The organism is Aureimonas sp. SA4125, from assembly GCF_019973775.1.
GTDB lineage: Bacteria > Pseudomonadota > Alphaproteobacteria > Rhizobiales > Rhizobiaceae > Plantimonas.
Genome location: NZ_AP025032.1, coordinates 2,856,473 through 2,875,502 on the forward strand (window position 1 = coordinate 2,856,473; position 19,030 = coordinate 2,875,502).

19 protein-coding genes are annotated in these 19,030 nt (G+C 67.7%); 13 read left to right on the plus strand and 6 right to left on the minus strand.

The features are described 5' to 3' along the window. Positions 1–53: 53 nt before the first annotated feature. Entirely contained in the window at positions 54–1,517 is a 1,464-nt protein-coding gene (locus Sa4125_RS13450) for a histidine kinase (RefSeq protein ID WP_223998560.1), read from the minus strand. Between the two features lie 157 nt (positions 1,518–1,674). On the opposite strand from Sa4125_RS13450, the gene Sa4125_RS13455 reads away from it, so the two are divergent. The 12 genes from Sa4125_RS13455 (at position 1,675) to Sa4125_RS13510 (ending at position 13,071) form a co-directional block, all read left to right on the plus strand. Next, the gene (locus Sa4125_RS13455; protein WP_223998561.1) at positions 1,675–2,373 is read left to right on the plus strand and encodes a hypothetical protein; all 699 of its coding nucleotides are present in this window, start codon (positions 1,675–1,677) and stop codon (positions 2,371–2,373) included. A gap of 73 nt (positions 2,374–2,446) precedes the next feature. Continuing rightward, entirely contained in the window at positions 2,447–4,387 is a 1,941-nt protein-coding gene (locus Sa4125_RS13460; RefSeq protein WP_223998562.1) for a methanol/ethanol family PQQ-dependent dehydrogenase, read from the plus strand. 127 nt (positions 4,388–4,514) lie between these two features. Further along, positions 4,515–5,453 (plus strand): methanol oxidation system protein MoxJ, encoded by a 939-nt coding sequence (gene moxJ, locus Sa4125_RS13465; RefSeq protein ID WP_223998563.1) that lies wholly within the window; start codon positions 4,515–4,517, stop codon positions 5,451–5,453. A gap of 23 nt (positions 5,454–5,476) precedes the next feature. Further along, positions 5,477–6,010 (plus strand): cytochrome c(L), periplasmic, encoded by a 534-nt coding sequence (gene moxG / locus Sa4125_RS13470; protein WP_223998564.1) that lies wholly within the window; start codon positions 5,477–5,479, stop codon positions 6,008–6,010. A gap of 145 nt (positions 6,011–6,155) precedes the next feature. After that, positions 6,156–6,494, plus strand: a complete 339-nt coding sequence (locus Sa4125_RS13475; RefSeq protein WP_223998565.1) for a methanol dehydrogenase [cytochrome c] subunit — start codon at positions 6,156–6,158, stop codon at positions 6,492–6,494. Positions 6,495–6,776: 282 nt separating this feature from the next. Further along, positions 6,777–7,805 (plus strand): MoxR family ATPase, encoded by a 1,029-nt coding sequence (locus Sa4125_RS13480; RefSeq protein WP_223998566.1) that lies wholly within the window; start codon positions 6,777–6,779, stop codon positions 7,803–7,805. Further along, positions 7,802–8,770: a DUF58 domain-containing protein gene (locus tag Sa4125_RS13485; protein ID WP_223998567.1), complete on the plus strand. Its 969-nt coding sequence runs from the start codon at positions 7,802–7,804 to the stop codon at positions 8,768–8,770. Before Sa4125_RS13480 ends, Sa4125_RS13485 begins: the two co-directional genes overlap by 4 nt. 11 nt (positions 8,771–8,781) lie before the next feature. Continuing rightward, positions 8,782–9,690: a nonribosomal peptide synthetase MxaA gene (locus tag Sa4125_RS13490; RefSeq protein ID WP_223998568.1), complete on the plus strand. Its 909-nt coding sequence runs from the start codon at positions 8,782–8,784 to the stop codon at positions 9,688–9,690. Beyond that, positions 9,687–10,772, plus strand: a complete 1,086-nt coding sequence (locus tag Sa4125_RS13495) for a vWA domain-containing protein (RefSeq protein WP_223998569.1) — start codon at positions 9,687–9,689, stop codon at positions 10,770–10,772. Before Sa4125_RS13490 ends, Sa4125_RS13495 begins: the two co-directional genes overlap by 4 nt. Beyond that, the gene (locus tag Sa4125_RS13500) at positions 10,769–11,401 is read left to right on the plus strand and encodes a hypothetical protein (RefSeq protein WP_223998570.1); all 633 of its coding nucleotides are present in this window, start codon (positions 10,769–10,771) and stop codon (positions 11,399–11,401) included. Before Sa4125_RS13495 ends, Sa4125_RS13500 begins: the two co-directional genes overlap by 4 nt. After that, positions 11,398–12,516: a vWA domain-containing protein gene (locus Sa4125_RS13505; RefSeq protein ID WP_223998571.1), complete on the plus strand. Its 1,119-nt coding sequence runs from the start codon at positions 11,398–11,400 to the stop codon at positions 12,514–12,516. Before Sa4125_RS13500 ends, Sa4125_RS13505 begins: the two co-directional genes overlap by 4 nt. Before the next feature lie 3 nt (positions 12,517–12,519). Then, the gene (locus tag Sa4125_RS13510; protein WP_223998572.1) at positions 12,520–13,071 is read left to right on the plus strand and encodes an SRPBCC family protein; all 552 of its coding nucleotides are present in this window, start codon (positions 12,520–12,522) and stop codon (positions 13,069–13,071) included. Here the strand turns inward: Sa4125_RS13510 and Sa4125_RS13515 are convergent. Next, on the minus strand, positions 13,043–13,435 hold the full coding sequence (locus Sa4125_RS13515; RefSeq protein WP_223998573.1) for a MarR family winged helix-turn-helix transcriptional regulator: 393 nt from the start codon (positions 13,433–13,435) through the stop codon (positions 13,043–13,045). The two genes, Sa4125_RS13510 and Sa4125_RS13515, sit on opposite strands and share 29 nt — an antisense overlap. Positions 13,436–13,540: 105 nt before the next feature. On the opposite strand from Sa4125_RS13515, the gene Sa4125_RS13520 reads away from it, so the two are divergent. Further along, a complete protein-coding gene (locus tag Sa4125_RS13520) occupies positions 13,541–14,659 on the plus strand; it encodes an HPP family protein (protein ID WP_224007796.1) in 1,119 nt (372 codons plus the stop codon). Between the two features lie 144 nt (positions 14,660–14,803). On the opposite strand, the gene Sa4125_RS13525 is transcribed toward Sa4125_RS13520, so the two are convergent. Genes Sa4125_RS13525 through hisD form a run of 4 tightly spaced genes read right to left on the minus strand, consistent with a single transcriptional unit; the run spans position 14,804 to position 19,030 of the window. Further along, positions 14,804–15,961, minus strand: a complete 1,158-nt coding sequence (locus Sa4125_RS13525; RefSeq protein WP_223998574.1) for an alpha-hydroxy acid oxidase — start codon at positions 15,959–15,961, stop codon at positions 14,804–14,806. Next, the gene (gene hutC / locus Sa4125_RS13530) at positions 15,958–16,689 is read right to left on the minus strand and encodes a histidine utilization repressor (RefSeq protein WP_223998575.1); all 732 of its coding nucleotides are present in this window, start codon (positions 16,687–16,689) and stop codon (positions 15,958–15,960) included. Before hutC ends, Sa4125_RS13525 begins: the two co-directional genes overlap by 4 nt. Next, positions 16,686–17,702, minus strand: a complete 1,017-nt coding sequence (locus Sa4125_RS13535) for an alcohol dehydrogenase catalytic domain-containing protein (protein WP_223998576.1) — start codon at positions 17,700–17,702, stop codon at positions 16,686–16,688. The genes hutC and Sa4125_RS13535 overlap by 4 nt, the downstream gene beginning before the upstream one ends. Then, positions 17,702–19,030 (minus strand): histidinol dehydrogenase, encoded by a 1,329-nt coding sequence (hisD, locus tag Sa4125_RS13540; protein ID WP_223998577.1) that lies wholly within the window; start codon positions 19,028–19,030, stop codon positions 17,702–17,704. The genes Sa4125_RS13535 and hisD overlap by 1 nt, the downstream gene beginning before the upstream one ends.

Sequence of the window (19,030 nt, forward strand, 5' to 3'; positions counted from 1 at the left end):
CGTGCGGCGCGACGCGCCGCCGCTTCGGCGCGGGGCCGGTCTCCTGTTCGCACTCATGATCTTGCCGGCCGGTCGGGGTCAATGCGCCGGGCGCTGGCGCAGGGCACCCGCATGGATGTCCTGGTGCCGCCCGCCGAGCGGGCGGGCGGCGACCAGGTACCGCCCAGCGCCTCGACTCTTTCGGCGATACCGAGCAGACCGAGGCCTTTGGCTGGTTTCGGCGGCGGCCCGGCGCCATCGTCTACGACCTCGACCACCAGCATCGGGAGCCCCGCCGGATCCCCGTGCGGGACGTCGTCGGAGGCAAGCGACAAGGCGATGCGCCGCGCCTGGCCGTGCCGGATGGCGTTGAGCACGCTTTCCTGGACGAAACGGTAGACGGTAAGGTCGACCACGTCGCCGAAGCTGAAATTCTCGGTGCGGCAGTCGATCTCGAAGACGATGCCGGGGGATATGCGCTCGAACTCGGCCGCGAGCTCGCCAACGGTATCGCGCAAGGGGACATTGGCGATCGACATCGGTCGCAGGTCGGACAGAACGCGGCGGGCGATCTCCTGGATGGTCCGCGCCTGTTCGTCGATCGAGGCGATCGCCTCCTTCAGGCCCTCGCCCTGCTGCGGCGCCGTCGACAGCAGAAGCCGCTTCAGCGAACCAGCCGTCGCTCGGATGCCGAAGAGATGGGGGCCCATCTCGTCGTGCAGATCGTTGGCGAGGCGGCGACGCTCGTCCTCCTGCGCCACGAGCAGCCGAAGCGCCAATTGGTGATTTTCCCGCTGCTTGGCGAGAAGATGCGAGGCGAGTTCGTTGACGCCGTCTGCGAGCGGCCTGAACTCGGCATAGCCGGTTACCGGCACGCGCGCCGACAAGTTGCCCTCGCGCAGGCTGTCGAGCGCCTGCGTCACCTGCCGCAGGCGCGCGAAGATGAGGTCGATCGAAAAGAGCGACATGAGAAGGATGAGGCCGGCATAACCGATCGTCAGCGGCAGGATGAAGCGGAAATCGAGCCAGACCTCCAGGATTTCGTCCGTATCGTCGGAGGCAAGCCGGATGCTGCCATGATGGCGGTCCGCGAAGTCCAGCTCGAACGTGTCGACGCGGGGCTCGTCGCGGATGAGCCAGACGAACCAGGACGGCGCCGTCCCCTCCTCCTCCTCCGCGTCCCGGCTGCCGCGCGCATCGAGCGAGGAACGCTGCGCGCTGCCGTCCTCGGTGATGGTGGCGGCGACATGGCGCATGTCCGCCAGTTCCTCGATGAGCTCGTTTAAGGCGGCGGGCGCCGCGGCGGCCTCGATCGGCGGGATTCGCGAGGCGATGAAGCGCGCGGCGATCTGGAAGGACGCGTCGACCTCCTGCTTGGTCGCGATCCGGGCATTGACCACCATTCCGATCGCCACGGTGAACCACACGAGAACGCTGAGGCAGAGCAGCCCGGTCACGATGCGCCGTTTCAGCCGCACGGCGTTGCGAGAGGGCGCCTCCTCGCGAGCGATTGGCCGGATCGCCGCGTCGGCGGTCAAGACGCGGCTCCCGAGGCCGGCCGGCGTGGCCGCGCCGCCCGGTGGGCGTCGTGGATGCGCTCACCGCCCATCGACGAGCCTCTCGGCCCCGAATTCGGATGCGACGCTCGGCCGCGGCCTGCTCGTCGAGGCCCTGGCGGCGAAGGTTGAGATAGTGGTGAACGACGGTGCCGAACAGCAGCTTCTGGCCGTCGCGCCCCCGGAACAGCAGATGGCGAAACAGGCTTTCGAGCGTCGCATCCGCATCTCCCGCGAGCGCCGGGGTCTCCGCGATCGTGTCGCGCGCCTGAACGAGCCGGTTGGCGATCATCCGCGGCGTCTCGACATAGGCGCTGGACGCCAGACCCAGCAACCCTCCGAAGCGGGCGACGGAATCGGCCGGCGGTCGCCGCGGATTGCCGGATTCGAGCCCTGCGAGCCACTCGTCCGGCGAGATCGCATCGGAAACCTCCTGCCAGCGCGGCATGTCCTTCGCCGCGACGCGCGCATCGGCGAGCGGAATGGGCGCGTCGTCGCAGGCAGCGACGAACACACCCCCCAAAAGGGCGGCACTGGCGGCCGCGCCGCGCCGCCAAACGGATGGCCGTGTGTCGGATATGGCCTGCATGGGTTCTGTCTCTCCGGCTTGCCGCGAGACTGCAATGCATGCGCAAGCAAATCAATCAAAACTATTGTCAAATTGAATGCTGCAATGCAAAAATTCCCGGGGAAATCGTTGTTTTGTCACCTCAATGGACGGGCAATATTCCCGAATATTCGGGAACTTTTCCCTGTTCAATGTCTATCGACTTCCCATGGACAGGGTTTTCGCCGCGTGAGAACGTCACGACTACCGAATACATCCTGTATTCAGTGACTTCGCAGTTGGGCACCAGTAATTCCGCTCGATCACGCCACAAAGGTGGGTCGACCACACAAGGGGAGGAACGATGAAAAAGTATTTGTCCACTGTGTCCGGAGTCGCATTGTTTTGCGGACTGTTGGCGGGATCGACGCTCAGCGTGTCGGCAAACGAAAAACTGGTCGAGCTGGCGAAGGACCCGGCCAATTGGGTCATGACCGGCCGCGACTACAACGCGCAGAACTTCAGCGCGATGACGACCATCAACAAGGAGAACGTGAAGGACCTGCGCTCGGCATGGTCGTTCTCCACCGGCGTCCTTCACGGCCACGAAGGCACGCCCCTTGTCGTCGACGGGATGATGTACATCCACTCTCCGTTTCCGAACACGACCTTCGCGGTCAATCTCGACGAGCCCGGCAAGATCGTCTGGCAAAACAAGCCACGCCAGGATCCGACCGCCCGCGCCGTTGCCTGCTGCGACGTCGTCAACCGCGGCCTCGCCTACTGGCCGGGAGACGACGAGGTCGGCCCGCTCGTCTTCCGCACGCAGCTCGACGGCAAGATCGTCGCGATGGACGCGAAGACCGGCGTGACGCGCTGGGAGCTGGAGAATTCCGACATCAAGGTCGGCTCGACCCTGACCATTGCCCCCTACGTGATGAAGGACATCGTCGTGGTCGGCTCCTCCGGCGCCGAGCTCGGCGTCCGCGGCTACGTCACCGGCTACAACGTGAAGTCGGGCGAACAGCTCTGGCGCTCGTATGCGACAGGCCCGGACGAGGAAGTGCGCCTCGCCGGCAACTTCAACGACGCAAATCCGCAATACGGCCAGAAGGGCCTCGGCACCAAGACCTGGGAGGGCGAGGCCTGGAAGATCGGCGGCGGCACCAACTGGGGCTGGTACGCCTATGATCCCGACGTCGATCTCTTCTACTACGGTTCGGGAAATCCGGCCCCGTGGAACGAGACCATGCGTCCGGGCGACAACAAGTGGACCATGACCATCTGGGGTCGCGACCCCGACGACGGCATGGCGGCCTTCGGCTACCAGAAGACCCCGCATGACGAGTGGGACTATGCCGGCGTCAACGTCATGATGCTCTCCGAGCAGGAGGACAAGGAGGGCAAGATGCGCAAGCTCCTGACCCATCCGGACCGCAATGGCATCGTCTACACGCTCGATCGCACGAAGGGCGACCTGATCTCGGCCGACAAGATCGACGACACGGTCAATTGGGTCACGCAGGTCGATCTCAAGACCGGACTTCCCCAGCGCGATCCTGAATTCGGCACGCGCATGGATCACACGGCCCGCGACATCTGTCCCTCGGCCATGGGCTACCACAACCAGGGGCACGATTCCTTCGATCCTGCCCGCAAGCTCTTCTACATGGGCATCAACCACATCTGCATGGACTGGGAGCCCTTCATGCTTCCCTACCGTGCGGGCCAGTTCTTCGTGGGGGCCACGCTGAACATGTATCCGGGCCCGAAGGGCGATCGCCAGAACTATCTCGGCCTCGGGCAGGTCAAGGCCTATGACGCGATCAAGGGCGAGTTCAAGTGGGAGGTCATGGAGCGCTTCGCGGCCTGGGGCGGCACGCTGGCCACCGCCGGCGGCGTCATGTTCTACGGCACGCTCGACGGCTTCATCAAGGCGCGCGATTCCGACACGGGCGAACTCCTGTGGAAGTACAAGCTGCCCTCCGGCGCCATCGGCCATCCGATGACCTACGAGCATGACGGCATCCAGTACGTCGCCATCTACTACGGCGTCGGCGGCTGGCCGGGTGTCGGCCTCGTCTTCGACCTGAATGACCCGACGGCCGGCCTCGGCGCCGTGGGAGCTTTCAAGCAGCTGGCCAACTACACCCAGATGGGCGGCGGCGTGATGGTGTTCTCGCTGAACGGCGAAGGTCCCTATTCGGACCTCGAGCGCGGCGAATACCAGCCGCAGATCGGCACGCCTCCGCCTGCGACGCCGGGCAACCGCGCCGCGCTCGAGACCGGCAAGGACCCATCCTGATCGGGACGGACCAACGGAACAGGACATGCCGGCTTCGGCCGGCATGTCCCCCCTTCGCCACACCGCGTGCCGACGAGCCGAGCGGCGGTCCCTCCGCCTCCCTCATTTTATTCAGGAATACCGTTCGATGATCACCGCGAACACTGGTTTCACCTCGCCGCGTGGCAGGTCGAGCGGCCGTCTGGCCCTCCTCGCCGGCGCGGCTCTCGCAATCTTCGCCACCTCCGGCGCCCTGGCGCAGACGGCGACCCTGCCCGGCGGTCTCGACGAGACCGTCTCCAAGGTCGGCCCGAGCCCCACCTCCACCAGCGACGTGCTGAAGATCTGCGCCTCGCAGAACGAGGCCCCCTTCTCCGCCGCCGATGGTTCAGGCTTCGAGAACCGGATCGGCGTGGCCCTTGCCGAGGGCATGGGCCGCAAGGCCGAGTTCGTCTGGACGGACAAGAATGCCATCTACCTCGTCCGAGATTTCCTGGAGAAGAAGTCCTGCGACGTGGTGCTCGGTCTCGATGCGGGGGACGAACGCGTCCTGACGTCGAAGTCCTACTACCGCACCGGCTACGCCTTCGTCTCCGAGACCAAGGACGGCTTCACCGGCACGCGCTGGCAGGATGTCGACTCGAACGGCATGAGGCGCTTTTCGATGCGGCTGCATTCGCCGGCCGAAACCATCCTGAAATATGCCGGCAAGTACGAGGACAACCTCGCTTATCTCTATTCGCTCGTCGACTTCAAGTCGCGCCGGAACCAGTATTCGGAAGTGCCGCCCGCGCGGATCGTCTCCGAGGTTTCAGGCGGCCAGGCGGATCTCGCGATCGCCTTCGCGCCCGAGGTCGCCCGCTACGTCAAGGACTCTAAGGGGGCGCTGAAGCTGACCCTCATCGAGAACGCCCTGGAACAGAAGAACGGCATCACGCTGCCGCTGCAATACGATCAGGCGATCGGCGTGCGCAAAGGCGACGACGCGCTTCTCGAGGCGGTCAACGAGGGCCTTTCCAAGGCCGCCCCCGCCATCGAGGCGATCCTCACCGAGGAGGGCATCCCCCTCCTGCCGGCCAGCAGCTGATTGCCGAAGGACGACAGCAAGACATGAAGCGTTTCATTCCCCTCGTCTCGATAGCCGCCGTCTGCGCCTTCGCCTTTGGCGCCGCCGCCAATATCCAGCTCTACAACACCGTCGACGGGTCCCCCCTGGATCTCGGCTTCGCCATGGAGGAAGGCCGCGACACGGCTGCCGTGGAGACCTTCCTCCAGTCGGGAACCAATATCTACAACGAGAACGCGGCTCTCCTGCCCGAGGGCGAGGAGCTATTCCTGACGGCGTGCTCGGGGTGCCACGGCCATTACGGCGAGGGCAAGATCGGCCCCGGCCTCAACGACGCCTACTGGACCTATCCCAAGAACGAGACCGACAAGGGCCTTTTCGAGACGATCTTCGGCGGTGCGCAGGGGCAGATGGGCCCGCAATATGGCAGCCTGACCATGGACGAGATGCTGAAGGCGATGGCCTGGATCCGGCACCTCTATGTCGGCGATCCGAATGCCGCGGCATGGCTCACCGCCGAGCAGCGCGCAGCCTTCAAACCCTACGAGCAACCAGCCGCAAGGCCGCGCAAGCCCTGACCGCCTGGGGCGACAGACTTCGGCCGCGGCGCTGGCCGCCACGGCCGGACAGGAGACCGGCAGGCCGCCGAGCGGCAATGCGCCGGGAATGGAGCCGGGGCGACATGCAGCGGCTTTCAACAAGCACGTCAGGGAGGACATCATCATGAAAACGACCGCATCGCTCGCCGCGCTCGCACTATCCCTCGCCACCTTTGCCGCCATGCCGTCCGCCATCGCCTATGACGGCACGGTCTGCAAGGAGCCGGGCAATTGTTGGGAGCCGAAGCCCGGCTATCCCGAGCAGGTTGCCGGATCGGAATACGATCCTCAGCACGACCCGATGGAATTGAACAAGCAGATGGAATCGATCTCCGGAATGGAGGCGCGCAACAAGCAGCGCGTGGAGCATTTCGCCGCGACGGGCGAATTCGTCTTCGACGTCTCCAAGATCGGATCTGCCGCAACTCCCGAAGCGACCCCGGCGTCAACCGCGGCCGAATAGGGATGGGGGACGCTGGTTCCGCGCGACAAATCTCCCAAGGATGTCCCGGCGGCCTTCCCAGCTGTCGCGGCAGTCGCCCGGGCCAGCGTCTCCACTCGTCGTCACCCGCCCTCCGACGCTGGTCGGGCCTCTCGTCGGGGCCGGCGCAGGCCTTCCTGTCGGACCGGAGGCGATCGGTCTCTCCCGTCGCGGGTCTGCTCGGCAAACGACCTCGCGGCTTGTCCTGTGGGGAGTCGGCGGCGCACGCGCGAGAGCGGACGCGCCAGGCGCGAGGAATTCGACATGCTGTCTCGAAATGACATTCAGCTCGACGAATGGCGAGGGCGGGCCCTCCTCTTCGAGAACGCCATTTCCAACGTCGTGCTCGGCCAGGCCGAGCCGCTGCGCCTCATGACCATCGCCATCTTCTGTCGCGGCCACGTCCTGCTCGAAGGCGATGTCGGCGTCGGCAAGACGACACTGCTGCGCGCTGTCGCGCGCGGGCTCGGCGGCCCCTACGAGCGCATCGAGGGCACGATCGACCTGATGCCGAGCGACATGATCTACGCCTCCTACATTGCCGACGACGGCCGCCCGCGCATGGAACACGGTCCGGTGTTGCGGCACGGCGAGGACCTCGCCGTCTTTTTCTTCAACGAGATCAACCGGGCGAGACCGCAGGTCCACTCCCTGCTGCTGCGCCTGATGGCCGAGCGCACGGTCACCGCGTTCCGGCAGGAATTTGCGTTTCCACACCTCCAGGTCTTCGCCGACCGCAACAAGGTCGAGCGCGACGAGACCTTCGAACTGCCCGCCGCCGCGCGCGACCGCTTCCTCATGGAAATCACCATCGCCGCCCCCAGCGATGCGCAGAGCAGGCGCAGTCTCGCCTTCGATCCGCGCTTTCACGACGTCGACCGCCTGCTGCTCGAGGTCGACGAGGGCGTGCTCGATCACCGCCAGCTGAATGCGGTCGCCGGCGCCATTCAGACCGGCATCTCCACGAGCCACGCCGTCGAGACCTATGTCGCGGACATCTGGAACGCGATCCGCATGCCGCACGAGGCCGGCATCGTTCTTTCCTCCGCAGAGGCGAGCCGGCTCATCGAGGGTGGCGCGAGCCCGCGCGGCATCTCGGCCCTGGTGCGTGCGGCGCGGGTGCGCGCCTGGCTCGAAGGCCGATCCTGCGTGGTCCCGGAGGACATCCGCGCCGTCTTCGCGGCGGTCATGTCGCACCGGATCTTCCTCGCGCCCATCTACGAGATCCGCCGCGAAGCGCTGATCGCGGAGCTTTTCGCCGCCGTCTTCGCGACGATCCCGACGCCGGCATGAAGCCCGCGATGCCGGTCCCGGCGGGAATGGACGAGGATATCGACGCCTTCGCCGACATGCGCTACCGGCTGGCGCGGCGCACCCGCAGTGCCCGGATCGGCGGCCATCGCGGCGGCGGGCTCGGGGGCGACGGCCGCTTTCACGGCCTCGCGCCGCTCGTCGACCATCCCGACCCACGGCACATCGATATGTCAGCGACCATCCGCGACCCCGGCGGCAACGTCTTCGTGCGCCGGTTCCGCCAGCCGGCGTGCGCGACGGTCTACGCGCTTCTCGATCTGTCGGCCTCGATGGGTCTCGTCGGCCGCGTCGACCGCTTCGCGCTCGCCTCCCTCCTCGTGGCGGGCCTTGCCCGGATGGTGCGCCGCTCCGGCGACCGTTTCGGCCTGATCGCCGCAGGCGGCGCGGCGCGTGATCCGAGCCATTTCCAGACCCCAGAGCCATCCCTCGGTCCGAACACGGGGGCGCCCCCCGGGCCGGATTTGACCGTGCCGGCCAATCGGCGGTCGGACCTGCCCGGCGAATTGCGCCGCGCCCTGGGCGAGCGCCGCCCGGCCGGACAAGGCATCGCCCCGCTCATCGACACCGCGCGCGAAAATCTTCCCCGTCGGCCTACGCTGGTCTTTCTCGTCTCCGACTTCCAGTTTGAGACGGCCGATCTCGCGCGCCTTCTCGGCGATCTCTCGCTGCACGACGTGCGGCCGATCCTCCTGCGCGACAGCCTCGCGGAAAACCCGCCGCAGCGCTTCGGCTTCGCGCGCCTTCGCGACGCCGAGACCGGGCGCTCAAGGACGATCCTGACCCGTCGCGCCACCCTCGCGCGCTGGCAAGAGGAATCGTCGCGTCACCTGTCTGCCGTGCGATCGACCTTCGCCCAGCACGGCCTGTCGCCGATCGAGATCGTCGACCAGATCGACGTGGACGGCTTCTTCGAGGCACTGGCCGCGCAGGGTATCGTCTCGTGAGGCGCGGCGCGATGCCAGCTCTCGCGATCTCGATCGCCTTGTCGATCCCGATGCCGGGGCTGGCGCAGGAGACAGGTGAGGCGACGGTCGAGTCGCGTTTGCCGCGCACCGTCGGCTATTTCGTCGGAGACAGGCTCGACTATGCCGGGACGATCACGGTGCCCGACGGTTTCGACATCGATCTGGCGTCGAGGCCGCGGCCGCGCGATCTCGACTACTGGCTGGAACTCCAACGCGTTTCGATCGAGCCGGCGAGGAAGGGCTCCGGCCGGCGCTTCGAGGTCATGCTGGGCTACCAGACCTTCTACGTTCCGCTGGAGCCGCGCGAGCTGCGCATCCCGCCGGTGACGATCGGGTTTCGACGGCAGGAGGACGGCGCGCGGATCGAAGCGACACTGCCCGGCTTTTCCTTCATCAGTTCGCCGTTGCGCCCCATTCTCGAACGCAGCTCGCCGCAAGCCATGCGGCCGGACGCGGCCCTCGTCGTCGGGGATACCCGTCCCGCGCAATGGCGCACCGGTATCGCCGTCGGTGCAAGCCTTGCCCTTTTCGGCATGCTCGCCGCCTATCGCGGCTGGTTGCCGACCGGCAGACGCCGTCCCCGACCTCTCGGCCTTGCCGCAAGACACATCGCCGGTCTGCGGCCGCAGACGTCGCGCGATGCCTACCGGGCTGCTCTCCTCGAGCTCCACCGGGGTCTCGACGCCGCTGCCGGCCGCCGCCTTCTTGCGGACGATCTCGCGAACCTTCTCCGCGAGCACCCGCGATTTGCGGAAGCGGCGGCAGATCTCGGCCGCTTCTTCGCCGCTTCCCGTCTTCTCTATTTCAGCGACGATCCCGCTGGCGCCGCAGCCGCCCTTCCCGCTCGCGACATCGTCCTCCTCGCCGGCCTCCTCGCCGCGATCGAGAGGGCGCCATGACGCATTTTCTTGATGGCCTCGCGGTCGATCGCCCTCTCGTGCTCGTGCTCCTGGCGCTGGCCATCTTGCCGTTCCTCCTGTCCGTCCTCGCGGTGTCGCCGACACCCTGGTCGGCCCTGACCCCGGCCGACGGCGCGTCGCGGGCGGCGAATCTCGCGATCCGCGGCCTTACCGGCCTCGCCTGCGCAGCCCTCGTCCTCGCGCTCGCGGGTCTCCACCGCACGGACCAGATCATCGCGCGCACCGGCGTCGGCGCTCATCTCGTGCTGCTCATCGACCGGTCGAGCAGCATGGACAACACATTCGCGAACCGCCGACCCGACGGCACCCAGGAAGCCAAGGCCTCGGCGGCCAAGCGCCTGATCCTCGATTTCGTCAGGAGCCGCCCGCGCGACCGGATCGGCGTCGCCACCTTCTCGACGGCGCCGATGCAGGCCGTTCCCCTCACGGACAGAAAGGGCCTCGTCGAGGCCGCGCTTGCCACGATGGACGAACCGGGCCTTGCCCAGACCAATGTCGGGCGCGGCCTTGCCATGGCGGTCGCCATGTTTGGGCGCGAGACAGGCTCGGCTTCGCGCGCCGTCATTCTCGTCTCGGACGGGGCCGGTGTCATCAGCCGCGACGTCCAGGCACAACTGCGCGAGATGATCGCCCGCGAGCCGGTGAACCTCTATTGGCTGTTCCTGCGCTCGGAGGGCGCGAAAGGGCTTTTCGAGCCGCCCGCGCGCGGCGAGCAGGATACGCCGCAGGTCCGTCCGGAACGCCATCTCAACCTGTTCCTGCAGACGCTCGGCGTGCCCTATCGGGCCTTCGAGGCCGAAAGCCCCGATGCCGTCGCCGCTGCCATCGCCGAGATCGACCGCCTCGAGGCCAAGCCCCTGACCTATGTGGAACGCCTTCCGAGGCTCGAACTGGCCGCCGCCGCCTATTGGACGGCGCTCGGCGCCATCGCCGTGCTTCTCGTCGTCAAGCTGCTCGAGCACGCCCCCTTCGAGAGCACCGCGCCGCTGCCGCTGCTGCGCCGGCGCGAGCCGTCGCCCGGGCGTCCGGCCATTCCCCGCGAAGGGAGTATCCGGCAATGAGCGCCCTCGCCTCCCCGGACCGGCACCGGCAGGGCCCGGCGCCAGGACGCCTGCGGGTGCAGCTCCTGACTGCAAGGCGCCGCGACGTGCTGGTTTCGGGCGTGCTGTTGGCGATGCTCCTCTCTGTGTCGGGCTTTGCCGCGTGGTCGGCGGCAGATCTCCTTCGCGAGCGGGCGGTCAACGAGGACATCCGCGCGCTGGCCGCAGGCCGCGACGTCGCCATCGGCGAGGACGCTTCCGCACGGCTCCTCGTCGCGCGGGCAAAATTCCTTTTCGACCGCGACCGGATCGAGGAGGCCGAGGTCCTGGCGCCGCGCATGGACGCTGCCTCCGACGAGGCCGCCAAGGCCGATTTCTTCCACGACCTCGGCAATGCGCGGCTCCGGGCAGCTTTCCGCCTGATCGAGGACAACGACATCACGGGCGCCACGCCGGTCGTGCGCCTCGCCCAGGAGGATTATGCCGCGGCGCTGCGGATCGATCCGGCGCGCTGGGATACCAAGTACAATCTCGACATGGCCAGCCGCCTCGTGCGGACCTTTCCGCGTCCCGTGCAGGAGGAGCAGCCCGGCGAGCGCCCGCGCAATATCTGGACGGACATGCCCGGCCTGCCGCGGGGTCTGCCGTGACGTCTTCTGCCCGCGAATGGCTCGCGGCACGTCCCGCCTCCCTCTGGTGGCTCGTCCTTGCCGCCGCCTGCGTCATTGTCGCGCTCGCGCGGCCGCAGATGGTGCGCGAGGAGTCGCTGCGCGATCTCCTGTTCGTGGTCGATATCACCGGCAGCATGAATGTGCGGGACTACGAGGCTGCAGGCGAGCCGGCGTCGCGCCTCGACGTCGTCAAGGCGGAGGTCGTTCGCATCCTGAAAGACCTGCCTTGCGGCTCCCGGGCGGGGCTTGCGATCTTTACCGAAAGGCGCAGTTTCCCGCTGTTTTCACCGGCCGAGGTCTGCGGGAACCTCGCCCCCATGGCCGAGGCGATCATGGCGCTCCACTGGCGCATGGGCTGGGATGGCGATAGCCGGGTCTCCGCCGGGCTGCAGAGCGCGGTGTCGCTCGCCGCATCCTTCGGGGCCGATCTCGTCTTTCTCACCGACGGCCACGAGGCACCGCCGCTACCCTACGAGGGAAGACGGGCGATCAGGAGCGAAAAGACGATTGGCGGCGTCATCGCCGGCGTCGGCGGCCCGAAGCCGGCGCCAATTCCCCGATATGACGAGGACGGCCGTGAGATTGGGTTCTACAGCGTCACCGACATGATCCACGGCTCGCGCGTCGGCATGGCGCCGCCCACCGCCAGCCTGGCACCTGGATTTCACCCGCGCAACAATCCCTACGGCGAAGCCGACCTCAGCGGCATCGAACATCTGAGCGCGGTCCGCAGCAGCTATCTCGTGGAGATGGCGGCGGAGGCCGGTCTTGGCTACGCGCCGCTCGACAGGGGGCCGGCGCTCGAGAAGGCGATCGCGGATGCCGGCAGAAGCCGCATCGCGCGCGTGCGCATCTCGCTCGATCCGATCTTCGCCGCCCTCGCGTTCGCAGCGCTCCTCGCCGCGCATCTCTCGGCCTTTCGTTGGCCCGCTGCCGTGCGCCGCATCCTCATCCCGGCCATCGCCACCCGGCCTCTCGCCTCCTTCAGCCGGCGGGCAGGACAGTCGGCCTCGGCGCCGCGAGCCGCAGCCACTCAGAAGATGCGGGCGCCGCGGCTCCCGCGCGGGCGCCATGCCACGCCAAGAAAGGACTGATCCATGTTTCGAGCCCTGGCTTTCGCCACGACTGCAACTCTCGCAGCTCTCCTCACACCACTCGCTTTTTCGGGCACGGCGAGCGCGCATGGCCCGACACCGCAGAAGATGGATCAGTCGATCACCATCGCGGCGCCGGCCGAAAAGGTCTGGGCCGTCGTCGGCGATTTCGCGGGCATCGCCGCATGGAACCCGGCGATCAAATCGGCCGAGGCGACGGGCGGCACCGAACGCGGCGCGACGCGAAGCCTCACGCTCGAAAAGGGCGCGATCACCGAAAGCCTCGACAGCTACAGCGCCGAGCGAAGGGTCTATTCCTTCCGCCTCTCGCGCGAGAATGTCGCGGCCTTCCCCGTCTCCTTCTACACGGCCAAGATCACCGTTACCGAAGCGGGCGACGAGAGCACGGTCAGGTGGATCGGCCGCTTCTACCGCGGCGATACGGGCAATTTCCCCTCGCCCGAACAGGACGACGCCGCCGCGACGACGGCGATGACCGACTATATCGAGACGGCGCTGGCGGGTCTCAAGACGAAGGTCGAGGGCGAGAACTGAGACGACGGGGAGAGAGCACGAGAGAGCCGTTGAAGCCGCCGAGATCCAGGCCGAGCAACGCGAAGCTGGACTGTTCCTTGTCAGAAAGGCATCGCTCGGCGGCGGCGGTGGTCACGCCGAACCGGGTCGCCAGGATCTCCTTCTGCAGGGCGATCACCACGGGCAGCATCTCCGAAAGCAGTTTCTCGCCTTCGCCCGTCAGCGTAAGCACGCGCGCCCACTTGTCGTGGGGACTGATCCGTCGCGCGACCAGCCCCTCATCCAGCGCGAGAAAAGGTTCGGTGCGAAGCCGATGTCGTTCGCGCGGCAGCTCCCCCTGGCTCCGGTCGAGCCCGGCCCATCCGACCGGCGTGCTGGTAGGCACTCTCGATGGTGCTGAGAGGCTTCGGGAAGGCACGCCCTGACCTTGATGTATCTGCGGGTTGGGCATAGCGGTGGCGACCTCGTCCGCAGCAGGTGTCCGATCAGCATGTCCCCCCCACCAGGCCTCCGAGGTGATCCTCCGGTGCGCAAGCCGTTCAGTCTCTTCGTCCCCATTCTCGCTGGCGCAACCCTCAGGGATCGCGCCATCGCGTGCATCGGAGCCTTGATCGGCATCTGCGCCACAGGCCTCTTGTCCTCCTTCGTGTTCGGATCGGATCCCGTTCTGCCGTTCATCGTCGCGCCGATCGGCGCGTCGGCCGTCCTCCTGTTCGCGGTGCCGGCCAGTCCCCTGGCGCAGCCCTGGTCCATCATTGGCGGAAACACGATCTCCGCGCTTGTCGGCATTGCCGTCGGTCAGTTTGTCAGCGATCCCATGCTCGCGATCGGACTTGCGGTCGCGCTCGCCATCGCAGCGATGTCACTGACCCGCTGCCTTCACCCACCAGGGGGCGCGGCCGCGCTGACAGCCGTCATCGGCGGACCCGCCGTGGCAGCGGCGGGATACGGCTTCGCGTTCGTTCCGGTTTGCCTGAACTCTGCCGTGCTGGTCGCCCTGGGCCTGTTCTTCCACAGGTTCTCGTCCCACTCCTACCCTCACGTTCCCGCGGTGGCCCCGGCCAATACGCACGGCACAGGCGACCTGCCGCCGCCTGTCAGGGTCGGCTTCCGGGCGGAGGACATCGAAGGGGCGCTGGCGGACCTTGGGGAAACGTTCGACATCGACCCGCAGGACCTCGACAGGCTGCTGCGGCGCATCGAGCTGCGCTCTCTGCTCCGAACGCAGACCGACTTTTCCTGCGCCGACATCATGTCCCGGGACGTGATCTCCGTCGGCACGATCGCAGACGCGGAGGAAGCCTGTTCTCTCCTCTTGAGCCACGGCGTCAGGACGTTGCCGGTGATCGACAGCAGTGGGCGACTCGCCGGAACGGTGGGCCTGCGGGAACTCGCACGGCGGACAGGTCCGGTCGAAGACCTCATGACCAGGGCAGTCATCAGCACCCCCACGGCCCCGGCCGTCAGTCTGATGGAGAAGCTGGCGGACGGAACCTCACATTCGGTCGTGATCGTCGATGAGGACCGTCGCATCCTTGGCCTCGTCACTCAGACCGATCTGCTGTCCGCCATCCCGAGGATGCTGGCAAGGCAGCCGGAAGAGACGTAAGCGGGACGTCCGAACGCGGCGACGCTGCGAAGGCGGAAACCCCGTGCAGCGTCCGTGGTTCTTTGCATCAGTCTCGAAAAGCCCCGGGACGGGTCCCGCCATAACGAAGGCCCTCCAGTGGCGCTGGGCAGCCCAAGCGGCCCCTCAGCAGGGTTTTCGCAGAACGCTGCGCCCTTTGGCCTTCAGTTCGTCCACTGACGACAGGCCCATCAGCGCGAGGGTCACATCGATCTCCGCGCGCAGGAGATCGATGGCACGGGCGACGCCCGCCTCGCCGCCTGCCGCAACGGCGAACGCGTAGGCGCGGCCCAGCATGACGCCGGACGCGCCCAGGGCGATGGCCTTGATGATGTCGGTGCCGCGCCGGAATCCGCCGTCGACAACCACTTCCAGGTCCCCGGCGAGCGCGTCCACGATTTCCGGCAGGACGGCGATCGTCGACGGCGCGCCGTCGAGCTGGCGCCCGCCGTGGTTGGAGACGACGATGGCATTCGCCCCGGCATCGCGGGCGCGCAGCGCGTCGTCGGCGTGGAGGATGCCCTTGATCACCAGCCGCCCCTTCCAGCGCTGGCGCAGCCAGGCGACGTCATCCCAGGACAGGGCCGGATCGATCAGCCGCGACAGCGTTGCGGCCTGTTCGAGGATGCCCGCGCCGAACTCCGTCCGGCCGCGCACCGCGCCGACGCCCGGCTTTCCCGCCCTGATCATGTCGAGACACCAGGCCGGCCGCAGCGCCATGCTGAGGCCCATGCGCGGTCCGATGCGGGTGACGGCGCGAAACCCGTTGCGGGCATCGCGCTCGCGCACGCCGGTGACCGCGGTGTCGACGGTGAGGAACAGGGTATCGACGCCAGCCGCCTCCGCCGCCGCGACGAATTCCTCCGCCAGCCCCCTGTCCTTCAGGACGTAGAGCTGGAAATGCAGCGGGCCGTTGCAGCCGGCATGCCGGAGGTCGGCGAGCGAGGCGATGGAGAAGTTGGAAAGGCAGGCCGGAATGTCCGCAGCATGCGCGGCCCTGGCGGCGAGGATCTCGCCCCTGCCGGCGAAGAGGCCGAGGAACCCCACGGGGCCCAGCATGAACGGCAGCGCGTTGCGGCGTCCGAGGAAGTCGGTCGCCAGCTGCCGCGGCTGGACGCCGGCCAGCACCCGCTGCTCCAGCTGCCAGCGGCTGAAGTCGCCGGTGCTGGCACAAAGCGTCTCCTCGGCCGACGAGCCGCCGTCGATGTAGTCGAAGAAGATCTTCGGCAGCCGGCGCCGGGCGGCGCGGCGGGCGTCGCCGATGCTGGCAAAGGTCACCGTCATGGTCGCGTCTCCAGGCTGTAGCGGCTGCCGAGCGAGTAGCGCTTGCCGGCATAGGTCAGGCGGTTGACGGTGGCGACCGTGGGGCCGGTCCAGGTACGCCGGTGCAGGAGAAGGCAGGGCTCACCCGGCGCGATCCCGAGATGGCCGGCGCTCACGGTATCGGCCGCGATGGCGGAAATGACGTGTTCCAGCTCGGTCAGCGGCGTCACGCCCTGCAGGTAGTCGTAGGTGGTCATGGCGGTGAAATCCTGACGGTCGTAGTCGGGCACAAGGTCCGGATTGACGAAGCGCTCTTCGAGTTGCACCGGACGCCCGTCCTCGAAATGCAGCACCAGCGAATGCAGCACCACACGGGGGTTCGAGAACTCGAACGAGGCGAGGATGTCGGACGCCGGCACGAACCGGTCGAGCGCCAGCACCTCGGCCCGGTGCACATGGCCACGGGCAGAGATTTCAGCGGCGATGTTGGCGATCTCCAGCAGCGCCGAGCGTGGTCTTGGCGCCGCGACGAAGGTGCCGACGCCCTGGACGCGGACGAGCACGCCCTCGATGGTCAGCTCGCGCAGCGCACGGTTGATGGTCATGCGCGAGACGCCGAGCGACTGCACCAGCTGGTTTTCCGAGGGCAAGCGGTCATTGCTGGCCCAGGCGCCCTTCTCGATCTCGGCGAGAACGTAGACCTTCACCTTCTCGTAGAGCGGGCTCGCCGCCTCGCGCAGGACGCTCATGACAGCGCCGGCCGGACGATGGTCTTGAGGCCGGCGCCCTGCCCGGCCAGCAGTCTGGCATAGGCTTCCGGCACGGCGCCGATGGCGATCTCCTCGGCGACGAAGCGGCGCAATCGTGGTGCCAGCTCCGGAAGCAGCGCTGCCGCCTCCGCCATCTCGTCCGCGAAGGCGTGGCAACCGAAAAGGGCGATGCCGCGCTCGACCAGCCGGTTGGGATCGAGATCGAGTTTTGCGTGGAAGATGCCGACAAGGGCGATCCTGCCGCCGCCGGCGACCGTTTCCAGCAAGGCGGTCAGCACGGGAATCTGGCCGGTCGCGTCGACAGCGGCCATCAGCGGGCGGCCCCCGAGGGCGGCTGAAATGCTCTCCGCATCGAGCGTGACGATCCGCGCGCCGGTGACCTCGGCGACCAGCGCGGCGCGTCCGGCATGGCGCTCGGCGATCAGAATCGGCCCGTCGTGGCGAAGCGAGAGCAGCAGTGCCACAAGCCCGCCGATCGGTCCGCATCCCGCGACCAGCACCGCCGCACCCGGCGCGGGCGACAGGCGCAAGACGGCATGAAGGGCCACGGCGAGCGGCTCGGCCAAGGCGGCGATGCTGGGATCGAGGCCGGCATCGACGGCATGCAGCAGCCTCGCCGGCAGCAGAACCCGTTCGGCAAAACCGCCGTCGCAGACCTCGCCGACGAAGCCGAGGTTCTCGCAGAACTGCTGTCGTCCGCTGCGACAAGGCCCGCAGGCGCCGCACCAGACGCGGGAATCGGCAACGACGCGGTCGCCCGGCGCGAAATTCTCGACCCCGGTTCCGACGGCGATCACCCGGCCCGCCAGCTCGTGGCCCGCGACCGAGGGGGCGCGGCTGATCCACTGGCCGGTGCGAAAATTGTGCAGGTCCGAGCCGCAGATGCCGGCCGCCTCGACCGCCAGCAACACTTCGCCGGGTCCTGGTGCCGGCGGTGCCGGGATCTCCTCGGCGCGGATGTCACAGGCAGCGTGGAGCCGCGCCGCTCTCATCAGCCTTTGCCCGCCAGCAGCGCGTCGCGCATATCCGAGATGGCGTTCTCGTGGCTGGAGAATCCTTCGTAGCGGGCGAGCCTTCGGGCGTGCAGCGCCAGTTCCGGATAGCCCGCGGAAGTGACGTAGCCGATCGACGAGCGCTTCAGGAAGTCGGTCACCGACAGGGGGCCGTAGGTGCGTGCCCAGCGGCTGGTCGGCAGCACGGCATTGGGGCCGAGGACGAAATTGCCGAGGGTGATCGGCGTGTGCGGTCCCATCAGGATCTCCGCCGCCTCGGTGATCCGGCCGAGATGGCGAAACGGCTCGGTCGAGAGAATTTCGAGGTGTTCGGGCGCGTAGTCGTTGATGAAGGCGTAGCTGTCTTCCAGCGAGGCCGTCAGGATGATGCCGCCATAGGCGCCCTGCAGCACGGTTTTCGAGAAACCGACGCGCTGCTCGGTCATCGCTTCCCAGAAGCCGGGCAGCGCGGCCATGGCAGCCTCCGCCACCTTTCGGTCGTGGGTGACGATGTAGGCGGAGGAATCCGGCCCGTGCTCGGCCTCGATCAGGACGTCGAGCGCGGCAAGCGCGCCGTCGACGGTCTCGTCGGCGAAGATGATCGCCTCGGAGGGTCCGGCCGGCAGGCCGGTATTGATGACGCCCGAGAGCAGGCTCTTGGCCGCGACGACGAAGGGCGAGCCGGGGCCGACGATCTTCAGCACCGGGGAGATCGTCTCGGTGCCGTAGGCAACGGCCGCCACCGCCTGCGCGCCGCCGACCTTGTAGACCGTCTCGACGCCGGCGATGCGCGCGGCGACCAGCGTGGCGGCGTCGACCGAACCGTCCGGCGTCGGCGGGGTAACGATGCAGAGGTTCGGAACGCCCGCCACCACCGCAGGCACGCTGGTCATCATCGTCACCGAGGGAAAGGCGCCCTTGCCGCGCGGCACATAGAGCGCGGCGGACTGGATCGGCGTCCAGCGATCCCCGGCAAACGATCCGGGCCGCATCTCCTTGAACCACATCGGCTCCGGCTTCTGCTCCTCGTGGAAGCGGCGGATGTTGTCGATGCCGAAGCGGATGGACTCGACGACGTCAGGCTCGACGGCCTTGAAGGCGGCGTCGAACTCGGCCTCTGAAACCTTGATCTCGCCGGGCTTCACCTCCGACTTGTCGAAGTCGCGCGCAAACCGCAGCAGCGCGGCGTCGCCCTCGGTGCGCACCGCCTCGATGATCGGCTTCACCCGCTCGACGAAGCTCGAGAGATCCGTCTCGGAGCGCTTCGTCAACGCGGCACGGCCCTTGGCATCGAGCGTCGAGAGATCGTGGAAGGAGCAGTGGGACAT

Coding starts and splice junctions, on each gene's coding strand:
- Sa4125_RS13475 (WP_223998565.1), top strand. CDS start 6,156: ATGAAAACGACCGCATCGCTCGCCGCGCTCGCACTATCCCTCGCCACC.
- hutC (WP_223998575.1), bottom strand. CDS start 16,689: ATGAGCGTCCTGCGCGAGGCGGCGAGCCCGCTCTACGAGAAGGTGAAG.
- Sa4125_RS13535 (WP_223998576.1), bottom strand. CDS start 17,702: ATGAGAGCGGCGCGGCTCCACGCTGCCTGTGACATCCGCGCCGAGGAG.
- Sa4125_RS13500 (WP_223998570.1), top strand. CDS start 10,769: ATGAGCGCCCTCGCCTCCCCGGACCGGCACCGGCAGGGCCCGGCGCCA.
- Sa4125_RS13490 (WP_223998568.1), top strand. CDS start 8,782: ATGCCAGCTCTCGCGATCTCGATCGCCTTGTCGATCCCGATGCCGGGG.
- Sa4125_RS13510 (WP_223998572.1), top strand. CDS start 12,520: ATGTTTCGAGCCCTGGCTTTCGCCACGACTGCAACTCTCGCAGCTCTC.
- Sa4125_RS13485 (WP_223998567.1), top strand. CDS start 7,802: ATGAAGCCCGCGATGCCGGTCCCGGCGGGAATGGACGAGGATATCGAC.
- hisD (WP_223998577.1), bottom strand. CDS start 19,030: ATGTCCCACTGCTCCTTCCACGATCTCTCGACGCTCGATGCCAAGGGC.
- Sa4125_RS13495 (WP_223998569.1), top strand. CDS start 9,687: ATGACGCATTTTCTTGATGGCCTCGCGGTCGATCGCCCTCTCGTGCTC.
- Sa4125_RS13460 (WP_223998562.1), top strand. CDS start 2,447: ATGAAAAAGTATTTGTCCACTGTGTCCGGAGTCGCATTGTTTTGCGGA.
- Sa4125_RS13480 (WP_223998566.1), top strand. CDS start 6,777: ATGCTGTCTCGAAATGACATTCAGCTCGACGAATGGCGAGGGCGGGCC.
- Sa4125_RS13525 (WP_223998574.1), bottom strand. CDS start 15,961: ATGACGGTGACCTTTGCCAGCATCGGCGACGCCCGCCGCGCCGCCCGG.
- moxJ (WP_223998563.1), top strand. CDS start 4,515: ATGATCACCGCGAACACTGGTTTCACCTCGCCGCGTGGCAGGTCGAGC.
- Sa4125_RS13520 (WP_224007796.1), top strand. CDS start 13,541: ATGTCCCCCCCACCAGGCCTCCGAGGTGATCCTCCGGTGCGCAAGCCG.
- moxG (WP_223998564.1), top strand. CDS start 5,477: ATGAAGCGTTTCATTCCCCTCGTCTCGATAGCCGCCGTCTGCGCCTTC.